The following is a 12,619-nucleotide window of genomic DNA, read 5'->3' as shown; positions in this document are numbered from 1 at the left end:
CTCAACGTGCACGACACGCTCTGAGGGGGCCGACACACGCGCTGTGCAGAAGCCAAGCCGGCGCTACCCAGCACCCGCTCCGCACCGCTGGCGGACAAGGCATTTCATCTCAACGTGCACGACACGTTCTGAGCGCGGCCGATACACGCGCTGTGCAGACGCTCAGCGGCATGGCCAGTGCGCGATGCGTGCGCCATTAGCACAGTACGATGGCCGCGACCGGACGACTGCTCGCCATTTCGTGTTGGCCGCTAGCAGCGGGCACACGCGACTGCGTGGGCGTCGGGCGCGCCACACATGCTCGATGCGTTACGGATCGCTGCGGTACGGATCGCTCTTGCCGTCCGGCTCCTCGGCGCGCCTACATCCCGCCGAAGATCGCTCGGGACGTCCTGGCGGCCGCGCCCACTGATGCCTACTAGCCATGCTTGCGCTGGGCGGCGGCGAAGGCTTCCAGTTGCTCGGGCGTGGCGTCTTTCTGATGCTGCTGTTTCCATTGGGCAAATGGCATGCCGTACACGGCTTCGCGCGCCTGTTCCTTGGTCATGGTCTGGCCTTGCGCTTCGGCCGCTTCGCGGTACCAATCGCCCAGGCAGTTGCGGCAGAAGCCGGCGAGAATCATCAGGTCGATGTTCTGCACATCGGTGCGGTCCTGGTTGAGATGCTGCAAGAGACGGCGAAATGCTGCCGCTTCGATCGAAGTGGTGCTCGTATCGGTGCGTGAGGTGGTGTCGGTCATGGCGGAATCGGGGACAATAGACGGCCTTCGACTCTACACCTGACGCCCCATGACCGCTTCTGCGCCAGCTGCCTCCGCTTCGGCCCGCCTTCTCGATGGTCGCCGCATTGCCGAGGAATTGCTCGACGGATTGAAGCTGCGGGTGGATGCGCGGCTGGCCGCCGGCAAGGCGCGCCCCGGGCTGGCGGTGGTGCTGGTCGGTGGCGATCCGGCATCGTCGGTGTATGTGCGCAACAAGCGGCGCGCGGCCGAGAAGGTCGGCATCGAAGCCTTCGATTACGACCTGCCGCAGGGCACCAGCGAAGCCCAGTTGGCGTCGCTGATCGATGAGCTCAATGCCGACCCCAAGATCCACGGCATCCTGATCCAGCTGCCGCTGCCGGGCATTCCCGATGCCAACCGGCTGATTCAGCGCATCGACCCGCGCAAGGACGTGGACGGATTCCATCCGCAGAATGTCGGGCATCTGGCCTTGCGCGAATTCGGGCTGCGACCGTGCACGCCGCGCGGCATCGTGACCTTGCTCGGGCACACCGACCAACCGGTGCGCGGCCGCAATGCCACCATCGTCGGGGTAAGCAACCACGTTGGCCGGCCGATGGGGCTGGAGCTGCTGATCGCCGGCTGCACGGTCACCAGTTGCCACAAATTCACCCCGCCCGATGTGCTGGAAGCGAGCGTGCGCAATGCCGACATCCTGGTGGTGGCAGTCGGGCGCCCGGGGCTGATTCCGGGCGAATGGGTCAAGCCGGGCGCGGTGGTGATCGATGTCGGCATCAACCGGCTCGATGATGGCCGCCTGGTGGGCGACGTCGGCTTCGACGCCGCCGCGCAGCGCGCGGCCTGGATCACCCCGGTGCCGGGCGGGGTAGGGCCGATGACGGTGGCCACGTTGATGCAGAACACCATCGAGGCCGCCGATGCGGCCGGGATTGGGGATTCGGGATTGGGGATTCGTTAAAGGCAGCGGCCAAGCGCACGTGTCGGCCGATCCGGATTGCGTCCGGGATCAGCTGGCCACCGGCATCCTGGCGAACGGCGGGTGCTCGGCGGCGCCTTGGCCACTCCCGAATCTCGACTCCCCACTCCCGGCGCCAATGCGTTAAAATATCGCGCTTCCCCACACTCGGGTCCGCCGATGCTACGCATCCAGGCTGAAGCTCTCACCTACGACGACGTTTCGCTCGTCCCCGCTCATTCGATCGTCCTGCCCAAGGACGTCAGCCTGGAAACCCGGCTGACGCGCGACCTGCGCCTGAAACTGCCGATCCTGTCGGCGGCAATGGACACAGTGACCGAGCACCGTCTTGCGGTGGCCATGGCCCAGTTGGGCGGCATCGGCATCATCCACAAGAACCTGACCCCGCAGCAGCAGGCCGGCGAAGTGGCACGGGTCAAGAAGTTCGAATCCGGCGTGATCACCGAACCATTCACCGTCAGCCCGGACACGACCATCGGCGAAGTGCTGGCACTGACGCGCGCGCGCAACATCTCCGGCGTGCCGGTGGTGGATGGCAGCGAACTGGTCGGTATCGTCACCAGCCGCGACATGCGTTTCGAAAAGAAGCTCGACGATCCGGTCCGCCATATCATGACCAAGAAGGACCGGCTGATCACCGTGCGCGAGGGCGCCAGCGACGAGGAAGTGCTCGAGCTGCTGCATCGCAACCGGATCGAAAAGGTCTTGGTGGTCAACGACAGTTTCGAGCTGCGTGGCCTGATCACGGTCAAGGACATCCAGAAGAAGACCGACAACCCCAACGCCGCCAAGGACAGCGCCAAGCGGTTGCTGGTGGGCGCGGCAGTGGGCGTGGGCGGCGATACCGAACAGCGCATCGAGCTGCTTGCCGCAGCCGGCGTGGACGTGGTGATTGTCGATACCGCGCATGGCCATTCGCAGGGCGTGATCGATCGCGTGGCGTGGGTCAAGAAGACCTATCCGCAGCTGCAGGTGATCGGCGGCAACATCGTGACCGGCGATGCGGCATTGGCATTGATGGATGCCGGTGCGGACGCGGTCAAGGTTGGCGTGGGCCCGGGCTCGATCTGCACCACGCGCGTGGTTGCTGGCGTGGGCGTGCCGCAGATCACTGCGGTGGACATGGTGGCCGAAGCGCTGCAGGACCGCATCCCCTTGATCGCCGACGGCGGCATCCGCTATTCCGGCGACATCGGCAAGGCGCTGGTGGCCGGTGCCTCGACGGTCATGGTCGGCGGCCTGTTGGCCGGTACCGAAGAAGCGCCGGGCGAGGTCGAACTGTTCCAGGGCCGCAGCTACAAGAGCTACCGCGGCATGGGCAGCCTGGGTGCGATGGAAAAGGGGTCCAAGGACCGCTACTTCCAGGATGCCTCCGATGCCGACAAGCTGGTTCCCGAAGGCATCGAGGGCCGCGTGCCGTATCGCGGGCCGGTCGGCGGCATCATCCATCAGCTCATCGGTGGCCTGCGCGCGACCATGGGCTACGTGGGCTGCGCCACCATCGAAGAGATGCGCAGCAAGCCCAAGTTCGTCAAGATCACCGGCGCCGGTCAGCGCGAAAGCCACGTCCACGACGTACAGATCACCAAAGAGCCGCCGAACTATCGCGCTGGATGATCGGGAATGGGGAATCGCGAATCGGGAATCGGGAATCGTAAGAGCCCGCCGCTTCCTCGTCCGATAGCGGCTGGTGCTGCGTTTGCTGTTGCGATTCCCCAATCCCGATTCTCGATTCCCGGCTCTCAATGACCAACATCCATACCGACAAGATCCTCATCCTCGATTTCGGCGCGCAGTACACCCAGCTGATTGCGCGGCGTATCCGCGAGATCGGGGTCTATTGCGAGATCTGGGCGTGGGATCATGATCCGTCGGAGATCGCCGGTTTCGGTGCCAAGGGCATCATCCTGTCCGGCGGCCCGGAGTCGACCACGTTGCCGGGCGCACCGGTGGCGCCGCAGGAAGTGTTCGATAGCGGCCTGCCGGTGTTCGGTATCTGCTACGGCATGCAGACGCTCGCCGCGCAGTTGGGTGGGGCGACCGAAGCGGCGGATCAGCGCGAATTCGGCCATGCCGAAGTGGATGTGGTGGCCGCCGATGCGTTGTTCTCCGGTCTGACCGACCACGCCGGCGCGTCGCGTTTGAACGTGTGGATGAGCCACGGCGACCACGTGTCGCAGGTGCCGCCGGGCTTCACCATTACCGCCACGACCGACCGCATTCCGGTCGCGGCGATGTCCAACGAAGCCAAGCGTTGGTACGGCGTGCAGTTCCATCCGGAGGTGACGCATACCTTGCAGGGACAGACCTTGCTGCGTCGCTTCGTGGTGGATGTCTGCGGCTGCCAGACGCTGTGGACCGCGGCCAACATCATCGAGGACCAGATCGCGCGCGTGCGCGAACAGGTGGGCGATGACGAAGTGATCTTGGGCCTGTCCGGTGGCGTGGATTCGTCGGTGGTGGCCGCGCTGCTCCACAAGGCGATCGGCGACAAGCTGACCTGCGTGTTCGTCGACACCGGCCTGCTGCGCTGGCAGGAAGGCGACCAGGTGATGGCGATGTTCGCCGAGCACATGGGCGTCAAGGTGATCCGCGTCAACGCCGCCGACCGTTATTTCGCCAAGCTGGAAGGCGTGAGCGACCCGGAAGCCAAGCGCAAGATCATCGGCAACCTGTTCGTGGACATCTTCGACGAAGAGTCCAGCAAGCTGGCCAATGCCAAGTGGCTGGCACAGGGTACGATCTACCCGGACGTGATCGAGTCGGCCGGCAGCAAGACCGGCAAGGCGCACGTGATCAAGAGCCATCACAACGTCGGTGGCCTGCCCGAGCACATGAAGCTGGGCCTGGTCGAACCGTTGCGCGAATTGTTCAAGGACGAAGTGCGACGCCTGGGCGTCGAGCTTGGCCTGCCGCGCACGATGGTGTATCGCCACCCGTTCCCGGGCCCGGGCCTGGGCGTGCGCATCCTCGGCGAAGTAAAGCGCGAGTACGCCGAGCTGCTGGCCAAGGCCGATGCGATCTTCATCGACGAACTGCGCAAGGCCGATCTCTACGACAAGACCAGCCAGGCCTTCGCGGTGTTCCTGCCGGTGAAATCGGTCGGCGTGGTCGGCGATGCACGCGCCTACGAATGGGTGATCGCCTTGCGCGCGGTGGAGACCATCGACTTCATGACCGCGCACTGGGCGCACCTGCCGTACGACTTCCTCGGCACGGTGAGCAACCGCATCATCAACGAACTGCGTGGTGTTTCGCGGGTGGTCTACGATATTTCCGGCAAGCCGCCTGCGACGATCGAGTGGGAGTGATCGGGAGTCTGGCACTGGCTGGCACCTAGTGGCACGAAAACACATCTAAGCCCGCGTCACCGCGGGCTTTTTTGTGATTTTATTCGGCACTGCCTGGCAACATTTGGCATCGCCAAGCACCGTTTCTTCATGGCATGATGGATGGCATTGAATGCTTCTATGCCATGAGAAGTCGCCGATACCATGCAACCACCTTGCGGATGTTCATGGTATTGAGATGGCGTAACACAATGATTTTGTTGTTGTTTTACGCCATGATAGACCGATTTTCGGATCATGGTATTTGAGCTGAATCAGGGCGAGAACCATGCTGACCGATACCAAGCTGCGCAACCTCAAGCCGAAGGACAAGCTTTACAAGGTGAATGACCGTGACGGCCTCTATGTAGCCGTGACGGCCGCCGGAGCGATCTCATTCCGCTACAACTACTCGATCCACGGTAGGCAGGAGACCATCACCTTCGGCCGCTACGGTGTCGGCGGCATCACCCTGGCGGAAGCCCGCGAGCGGTTGGGCGAGGCCAAGAAGATGGTCGCGGCCGGGAAGTCACCGGCCAAGGAGAAGGCGCGGGATAAGGCCCGCGTCAAGGACGCGGAGACATTCGGGGCCTGGGCGGAAAAGTGGTTGCGCGGCTACCAGATGGCCGAGTCCACCCGGGATATGCGCCGCTCGGTTTACGAGCGCGAGCTAAAGCCCAAATTTGGTAACCACAAGTTAGCGGAGATTACCCACGAAGACCTGCGAGCGCTGACCGATGCCATCGTGGAGAGAGGCGCACCGGCAACGGCAGTGCATACAAGAGAGATTGTCTTGCAGGTCTACCGCTGGGCTATCGAACGCGGCCAGAAGGTCGAGAACCCGGCCGATTTAGTGCGTCCCACGACCATCGCAAAGTTCGAGCCGCGAGATCGAGCGCTGACACCCGCTGAAATCGGCTTGATGTACCAGTACATGGAACGCATTGGCACTACGCCTTCCATCCGAGCAGCCGCCAAGCTGCTGTTGCTGACGATGGTGCGCAAGAGCGAGCTGACCAACGCCACGTGGAGCGAAATAAATTTCACTGAGGCACTCTGGACGATCCCCAAGGAGCGGATGAAGCGTCGCAATTCCCATTTGGTGTTCCTATCTAAGCAGGCGCTGGACATTTTCATTGCCCTGAAAACCTTCGCGGGCGGCTCGGAGTACGTGCTGCCATCTCGCTATGACTCGGACTTGCCGATGAGCAGCGCCACGCTCAATCAGGTGCTAACGCTGACCTATCGTCTGGCTCAGAAGGAAGGGCTGTCTCTTGGCAAGTTCGGCCCGCACGACTTACGGCGCACAGCGGTAATCCCCCCACTTCTAGCGGTCGCCAGAAGTGGAGCTAAGCGGCCATCGCCAACTTCATGGCAGGCGTGATGCCGCCGAGCGCCATATTCGGACGCTCGTGGTTGTACGTCCATAGCCAGCGGGTGGCTTTGTCCTGCACCTGGTCGATGGTGTCGAACAGGGTTTGGGCGAGCCAGGCGTAGCGGATGGTGCGGTTGTAGCGTTCAACGTAGGCGTTCTGCTGTGGCTTGCCCGGCTGGATGTGCTCGACCCGGATACCATGCCGCTGCGCCCAGGACAGCAACGCGCCACTGATGTATTCAGGGCCGTTGTCGCAGCGGATCACGGCGGGCTTGCCGCGCCACTCGATGATCTGCTCCAGCGATCGGATCACACGGGCTGACGGCAGCGACAGATCCACCTCGATCCCCAGCCCCTCGCGATTGAAGTCGTCGAGCACATTGAACAGCCGGAAGCTGCGGCCGTCGGCCAACTGGTCGTGCATGAAGTCCATCGACCAGACCTGGTTGATAGCCTCCGGCACCGCCAGAGGCTCGGGCCGCTCACGCACCAGCCGCTTCCTCGGCTTGATCCGCAGGTTCAACTCCAGCTCGCGGTAGATCCGGTAGACCCGCTTGTGATTCCAGCCAAAGCCCTTCACGTTGCGCAGGTACAGGTAGCACAGGCCAAAGCCCCAGTCGCGATGGGCGGTCGTCAGGCGGACCAGCCAGTCGGCGATCCGGGCGTTCTGCTCGCTGGCCTTGGCCTGGTAGCGGAAGCAGGTCTCGCTCACCGCGAAGGCCTGGCAGGCGTGGCGGATGTTCGTACGCCCGCTCGTGACTGCCGATTGGGCCATCTCGCGTCGCTGAGATGGCCTCACCATTTTTTTGCGAGCGCTTCCTTCAGCAGGTCGGTACTGAGCTGCGCCTCGGCGTACATCTTCTTGAGCCGGCGGTTCTCCTCCTCCAGCTCCTTCATGCGCGCGACCATGGACACGTCCATGCCGCCGAACTTGCTGCGCCACTTGTAGAACGTGGCCGAGCTGATGCCGTGCTCGCGGCACAGCTCCGGCACGGGCGCACCGGCCTGGGCCTGCTTGAGCACGGCGATGATCTGGCTGTCGGTAAAGCGGGACTTCTTCATGGAACCTCCTCGGGAAAGGGGACGAGAAAATTCCACTTCTGGCGTCTGCTAATGGGCGGGGGGATTACCAATCGCTTCTGGTGGGCAGACCGGGGTTTGCATTTGTCAAAAAAAGATCACTCTGGATGATCTTTTCACCGAAGTTTCAAACTCATGGTCCTTGGCGGCGGTTTATAAAACTGATATTTTGAACACTATGGATGCTCAAAATTCAGGAAAATTGAACCGGTTGCTGGCTGAACTGGGCGATACGCGCCTGGTGTCCAGCCGCTGGCTGCGCGCGCATGACTACTCCAACAGCCTGGTCGCGCGCTATGTCGGCAGCGGCTGGCTGGTGTCGCCGGCGCGTGGCGTGTACATGCGCGCCGGCGGGCGGCTGCAATGGGATGGGGTGGTCCGCAGCCTGCAGGTCGGGGAGGGCATGCCACTGCATGTCGGGGGACACTTTGCGCTTGCCTTGCAAGGGCACGAGCACTACTTGCGCCTGGGCGATGCCGGGACGATCACGCTTTACGGACCGACGCCTCCGCCGGGCTGGGTCGGCAAGCTGTCCATGGAGCAGCGCTTCGAATACCAAGGCAAGGGGCCGTTCGATCTGCCAGTTGTGTCCTTCACTGCGGAAGTCTCCGAGACGGCGCTATCCAAGGTGGGTCTGGCCTTGCACTCTGCTGCACCTGGTGTCGATGCCTTGGTCTGCTCGACGCCCGAGCGGGCCATGCTGGAGTTGTGCGATGGCGTACCGGATGCGGCAGGGGTCTACGAGGCCGATGCGCTGATGCAGGCCATGACGACACTGCGACCACAGCGCGTCGCTCTGCTGCTACGCCACTGCGGCAGCATCAAGGCCAAGCGGCTGTTCCTGGCGCTGGCCGATCGCCATCGGCATGCATGGCTGCCGCATGTGCCGTTGGATGGCGTCGATCTGGGCCGGGGCAAGCGTGCGCTGGTGCCCGGCGGGCGCCTGCATCCGACCTACCAGATCACCTTGCCAGGAGACCTCGATGAGCACCTGGCTTGACCACTGGGACCGGCGCTACACCGACCGTGTGCGGCTGCTGGTCGAGATCCTGCCGGTGCTGGCCCAGGAACCGCGCTTCGCTCTCAAGGGCGGTACCGCCATCAACCTGTTCGAACATGACCTGCCGCGCCTGTCGGTGGACATCGACCTGGCCTGGCTGCCGGTGCATGACTATGCCGAGGATGCGAAGCTGATCGCCGAAGCACTCGGACGACTGGCCGAAGCGATGCGCGCCCGGCCTTTGCAATTGCAGGTTCAAGCTTCAGCGGGCGAAGGCGGGGCGGTCACCCGGCTGGTGGCCAGTCGCGGCCGCGCGCGGGTGCAGATCGAGACGACGCCGGTGATGCGCGGGACGGTCCATCCAGTGCGAACCATGGTCGTGCGGCCACGGGTGGAGGAGGCGTTCGGCTTCGCCGAAGTCCAGGTGCTGGATTTCGCCGACCTGTATGCCGGAAAGCTGGCGGCGGCGCTGTCGCGGCAGCATCCGCGCGATCTGTTCGACGTGGGTCTGCTGCTGGAGGATGAGCGGGCGGATGCGCACCTTTGGCGGACCTTTCTCGTGTACCTGACATGCAGCCCCAAGCCAGCATGGGAGATGCTGGCGCCACGTGTGCCCACGGATTTCGAGGCCACCTTCGAGGCCCACTTCAAGGGCATGACCACCGAGTCCATCAACGCGGTGGCATTGCTGGAGAGCCGCGAGCGCCTGTTGGCGCGCGTGGCGCATTGGCTGGATGCGCCGTCGCGCGCCTTTCTGCAATCGGTCGAGGATGAGCAGCCGGATTTCGGGTTGATCGGCTTTGCGCATGCGGCAGATCTGCCCGGTGTGCGGCGCAAGCTGCATAACCTGGCGCAGCGCACGGCGGCCAAACGCGCTGCTGATCGTGGTCAGTTGGCGGAAGTGCTGGCGCGCATCAAGGTGCGATGACGTGGCGGCAATACAAGCGGATGGAGCGATCGCGATGGTTCACGACTTCACATTGGTCTATGCGCTGAATCCCGAACTGGATTCGCAGGATGAGGTCCTGCGCCGACTGGCCGGCAGCGACTGTGCCGACGCCACGGTGGGCTGGGGTCGGCCTGGACACGTCGCGCTGGCCTTTAGCCGGGAGGCACGAGACTGAGAAGTGACGGTCACGTTTGCTGTAGCTCAGATGGCACGAGTGCTGCCCGGGGCAAAACTGGTCAGGGTGGATGCCGGGTAGTCGCCGTGGACGCCAGATGGGGGCGTGTCCTAGATTTTGTGTAACCGGGCCACAGGCAGGAGACTGCCACCTAACCCGGAGACACCATGAGCCCACGCACACATGAGGTACCCGACGAGCTGCTTAGCAGCCTGTTGGTCAACTACACCAAACCCGAGGATCTGATCGGCGAGAACGGCCTGCTCAAGCAGCTGACCAAGCGGTTGGTGGAGCGGGCGCTGGACGCGGAGATGACCGGGTAATCCCCCCGCCCATTAGCAGACGCCAGAAGTGGAATTTTCTCGTATCCTTTCTCGAGGAGGTTCCATGAAGAAGTCCCGCTTTACCGACAGCCAGATCATCGCCGTGCTCAAGCAGGCCCAGGCCGGTGCGCCCGTGCCGGAGCTGTGCCGCGAGCACGGCATCAGCTCGGCCACGTTCTACAAGTGGCGCAGCAAGTTCGGCGGCATGGACGTGTCCATGGTCGCGCGCATGAAGGAGCTGGAGGAGGAGAACCGCCGGCTCAAGAAGATGTACGCCGAGGCGCAGCTCAGTACCGACCTGCTGAAGGAAGCGCTCGCAAAAAAATGGTGAGGCCATCTCAGCGACGCGAGATGGCCCAATCGGCAGTCACGAGCGGGCGTACGAACATCCGCCACGCCTGCCAGGCCTTCGCGGTGAGCGAGACCTGCTTCCGCTACCAGGCCAAGGCCAGCGAGCAGAACGCCCGGATCGCCGACTGGCTGGTCCGCCTGACGACCGCCCATCGCGACTGGGGCTTTGGCCTGTGCTACCTGTACCTGCGCAACGTGAAGGGCTTTGGCTGGAATCACAAGCGGGTCTACCGGATCTACCGCGAGCTGGAGTTGAACCTGCGGATCAAGCCGAGGAAGCGGCTGGTGCGTGAGCGGCCCGAGCCTCTGGCGGTGCCGGAGGCTATCAACCAGGTCTGGTCGATGGACTTCATGCACGACCAGTTGGCCGACGGCCGCAGCTTCCGGCTGTTCAATGTGCTCGACGACTTCAATCGCGAGGGGCTGGGGATCGAGGTGGATCTGTCGCTGCCGTCAGCCCGTGTGATCCGATCGCTGGAGCAGATCATCGAGTGGCGCGGCAAGCCCGCCGTGATCCGCTGCGACAACGGCCCTGAATACATCAGTGGCGCGTTGCTGTCCTGGGCGCAGCGGCATGGCATCCGGGTCGAGCACATCCAGCCGGGCAAGCCACAGCAGAACGCCTACGTTGAACGCTACAACCGCACCATCCGCTACGCCTGGCTCGCCCAAACCCTGTTCGACACCATCGACCAGGTGCAGGACAAAGCCACCCGCTGGCTATGGACGTACAACCACGAGCGTCCGAATATGGCGCTCGGCGGCATCACGCCTGCCATGAAGTTGGCGATGGCCGCTTAGCTCCACTTCTGGCGACCGCTAGAAGTGGGGGGATTACCACCGAACACCTCGGTCATGACAAGCATGAGCCGGTCGCCAACGCGGCCGGCAACACGCGCAACGGACGCAGCCGCAAGACGCTCAAGGGCGAGTTCGGCGAGCTGCCGATCGAGATTCCGCGTGATCGCCACGGCAGCTTCGCGCCACAGCTGATCCCCAAGCACCAGACCCGCTGGGCCGGCTTCGATGACAAGATCTTGTCGTTGTACGCGCGCGGCATGACCGTGCGCGAGATCCAGTCGCACCTGGAGGAGATGTACGGCACCGAGGTGTCGCCGAGTCTGATTTCCTCAGTCACCGATGCGGTCGTCGAGGAGGTCAAGGCGTGGCAGGCGCGGCCACTGGATCCGGTCTATCCGATCGTCTATCTGGACTGCATCCACGTCAAAGTGCGCGAGGGCGCGGTGCGGGTCAAGGCGGTGTACCTGGCCATCGGCATCACCATGGGCGGCGAGAAGGAAGTGCTGGGCCTATGGCTGGCGCAGGCCGAGGGTGCCAAGTTTTGGCTGCAAGTCGTGACGGAGCTACGCAACCGCGGGGTGCAGGACATCTTCATTGCCTGCGTCGATGGCCTGAAGGGGTTTCCCGAGGCGATCGAGGCGGTGTTCCCGCAGACCACCGTGCAGCTGTGCATCGTGCACATGGTGCGGCACAGCCTGAACTACGTCTCGTGGAAACGCCGCGCCGAGGTTGCCGCCGATCTCAAGCGCATTTACGCCTGCGCCACCGTCGAGGAGGCCGAGCAGGCACTGACCGAGTTCGAGGCCAAGTGGGACGCCCAGTACCCGCCCATCAGCCAGTCATGGCGGCGCAATTGGTCACGACTGATCCCGTTCTTCGACTACCCACCGGAGATCCGCAAGGTGATCTATACGACCAACGCCATCGAGTCGGTCAACATGAGCCTGCGCAAGCTGACCAAGAACCGCGGCGCGTTCCCCAGCGACGAAGCCTTGATGAAACTGTTCTACCTGGCTCTGCGCAACATCACCAAGAAATGGACGCTGCCGATCCGCGACTGGAAGGCTGCGCTGAACCGCTTTACGATCCAGTTCGAGGGGCGACTTCCTCAGCGGTAACCCAAACCACGGTTACACAAAATTCTGCACACGCTCGACAGGTGTGCCAAAGCTGCGCACGGCGATCCGCCAAGGTCGCCGTAAAAGTTTCCATGGCAATCAATTGCTTGCGAGCGCGGCGGCTAAATCCCTGAGCGGCAAGGTTTTCTGTTCCGTGCGCCCAACGCATGCGCCTGCCCATTCACGCAATGCTTGACAGGTCTCGGCCAGGTGATGTCTTTTGCATGCATGGGTAACGCCTCCGCCACCGTCTCGCCTCTCTGCCGGCCGCTGTTGCGGGCCGGTGCGGGCGCGGCCGGCATTACCACCATCATTACTACCGCCACCATTCGCCCGGTGCGGCCCGTCGTCTTCGCGTAACTTCCGAAAACAACGGCCCCGCACCCGGATCAGGATGCGG

10 protein-coding genes and 2 pseudogenes are annotated in these 12,619 nt (G+C 63.5%); 10 read left to right on the top strand and 2 right to left on the bottom strand.

Annotated features, from left to right (window positions below; genetic code table 11):
- Positions 1 to 418: 418 nt before the first annotated feature.
- Entirely contained in the window at positions 419 to 739 is a 321-nt protein-coding gene (locus ACCQ00_RS11715) for a DUF1244 domain-containing protein (protein ID WP_039571171.1), read from the bottom strand.
- A gap of 49 nt (positions 740 to 788) precedes the next feature.
- Between ACCQ00_RS11715 and folD the strand changes: the two genes are divergently transcribed.
- The 4 genes and pseudogenes from folD to ACCQ00_RS11695 form a co-directional block, all read left to right on the top strand.
- Complete coding sequence (gene folD, locus ACCQ00_RS11710) at positions 789 to 1,700, top strand: bifunctional methylenetetrahydrofolate dehydrogenase/methenyltetrahydrofolate cyclohydrolase FolD (RefSeq protein WP_039571166.1); 912 nt, start codon at positions 789 to 791, stop codon at positions 1,698 to 1,700.
- Between the two features lie 177 nt (positions 1,701 to 1,877).
- A complete protein-coding gene (gene guaB / locus ACCQ00_RS11705) occupies positions 1,878 to 3,335 on the top strand; it encodes an IMP dehydrogenase (protein WP_007963221.1) in 1,458 nt (485 codons plus the stop codon).
- Between the two features lie 128 nt (positions 3,336 to 3,463).
- On the top strand, positions 3,464 to 5,029 hold the full coding sequence (gene guaA, locus ACCQ00_RS11700) for a glutamine-hydrolyzing GMP synthase (RefSeq protein ID WP_017157587.1): 1,566 nt from the start codon (positions 3,464 to 3,466) through the stop codon (positions 5,027 to 5,029).
- Positions 5,030 to 5,336: 307 nt separating this feature from the next.
- Positions 5,337 to 6,359 (top strand): annotated as a pseudogene (locus tag ACCQ00_RS11695) (tyrosine-type recombinase/integrase); the annotation flags it as partial.
- Between the two features lie 37 nt (positions 6,360 to 6,396).
- Here ACCQ00_RS11695 and ACCQ00_RS11690 read toward each other — a convergent pair.
- Positions 6,397 to 7,484 (bottom strand): IS3-like element ISXac2 family transposase gene (locus ACCQ00_RS11690; protein ID WP_087944778.1). Its coding sequence is split into 2 segments (ribosomal slippage): positions 6,397 to 7,232 and positions 7,232 to 7,484, totalling 1,089 coding nucleotides; the frame shifts between segments, so codons are not numbered across the junction.
- Positions 7,485 to 7,680: 196 nt separating this feature from the next.
- Here ACCQ00_RS11690 and ACCQ00_RS11685 point away from each other — a divergent pair.
- The 6 genes and pseudogenes from ACCQ00_RS11685 to ACCQ00_RS11660 all read left to right on the top strand — a co-directional run.
- On the top strand, positions 7,681 to 8,502 hold the full coding sequence (locus ACCQ00_RS11685; protein ID WP_039575253.1) for a type IV toxin-antitoxin system AbiEi family antitoxin domain-containing protein: 822 nt from the start codon (positions 7,681 to 7,683) through the stop codon (positions 8,500 to 8,502).
- Positions 8,486 to 9,430 carry a nucleotidyl transferase AbiEii/AbiGii toxin family protein gene (locus ACCQ00_RS11680; RefSeq protein WP_039575252.1) on the top strand — a complete coding sequence of 315 codons (945 nt, stop codon included), beginning with the start codon at positions 8,486 to 8,488 and terminating at the stop codon, positions 9,428 to 9,430. The genes ACCQ00_RS11685 and ACCQ00_RS11680 overlap by 17 nt, the downstream gene beginning before the upstream one ends.
- Positions 9,431 to 9,464: 34 nt before the next feature.
- Entirely contained in the window at positions 9,465 to 9,626 is a 162-nt protein-coding gene (locus ACCQ00_RS11675) for a transcriptional regulator (RefSeq protein ID WP_099770692.1), read from the top strand.
- A gap of 167 nt (positions 9,627 to 9,793) precedes the next feature.
- Positions 9,794 to 9,949 carry a hypothetical protein gene (locus tag ACCQ00_RS11670; protein WP_157926028.1) on the top strand — a complete coding sequence of 52 codons (156 nt, stop codon included), beginning with the start codon at positions 9,794 to 9,796 and terminating at the stop codon, positions 9,947 to 9,949.
- Positions 9,950 to 10,013: 64 nt separating this feature from the next.
- Positions 10,014 to 11,101 (top strand): IS3-like element ISXac2 family transposase gene (locus ACCQ00_RS11665; RefSeq protein WP_087944778.1). Its coding sequence is split into 2 segments (ribosomal slippage): positions 10,014 to 10,266 and positions 10,266 to 11,101, totalling 1,089 coding nucleotides; the frame shifts between segments, so codons are not numbered across the junction.
- A 38-nt stretch (positions 11,102 to 11,139) separates the two neighbouring features.
- Positions 11,140 to 12,219: pseudogene (locus ACCQ00_RS11660) on the top strand (IS256-like element ISXax1 family transposase); the annotation flags it as partial.
- Positions 12,220 to 12,619: the final 400 nt, after the last annotated feature.

Origin of the sequence: Xanthomonas sp. NCPPB 3761, from assembly GCF_041475705.2 — a bacterium.
In the GTDB taxonomy this organism is placed as follows: Bacteria; Pseudomonadota; Gammaproteobacteria; order Xanthomonadales; family Xanthomonadaceae; genus Xanthomonas; species Xanthomonas phaseoli.
The sequence above is the reverse complement of the archived record's forward strand: the minus strand, read 5'-3'. Positions and strand labels throughout refer to the sequence as shown.

Coding starts and splice junctions, on each gene's coding strand:
- ACCQ00_RS11715 (WP_039571171.1), bottom strand. CDS start 739: ATGACCGACACCACCTCACGCACCGATACGAGCACCACTTCGATCGAA.
- folD (WP_039571166.1), top strand. CDS start 789: ATGACCGCTTCTGCGCCAGCTGCCTCCGCTTCGGCCCGCCTTCTCGAT.
- guaB (WP_007963221.1), top strand. CDS start 1,878: ATGCTACGCATCCAGGCTGAAGCTCTCACCTACGACGACGTTTCGCTC.
- guaA (WP_017157587.1), top strand. CDS start 3,464: ATGACCAACATCCATACCGACAAGATCCTCATCCTCGATTTCGGCGCG.
- ACCQ00_RS11685 (WP_039575253.1), top strand. CDS start 7,681: ATGGATGCTCAAAATTCAGGAAAATTGAACCGGTTGCTGGCTGAACTG.
- ACCQ00_RS11680 (WP_039575252.1), top strand. CDS start 8,486: ATGAGCACCTGGCTTGACCACTGGGACCGGCGCTACACCGACCGTGTG.
- ACCQ00_RS11675 (WP_099770692.1), top strand. CDS start 9,465: ATGGTTCACGACTTCACATTGGTCTATGCGCTGAATCCCGAACTGGAT.
- ACCQ00_RS11670 (WP_157926028.1), top strand. CDS start 9,794: ATGAGCCCACGCACACATGAGGTACCCGACGAGCTGCTTAGCAGCCTG.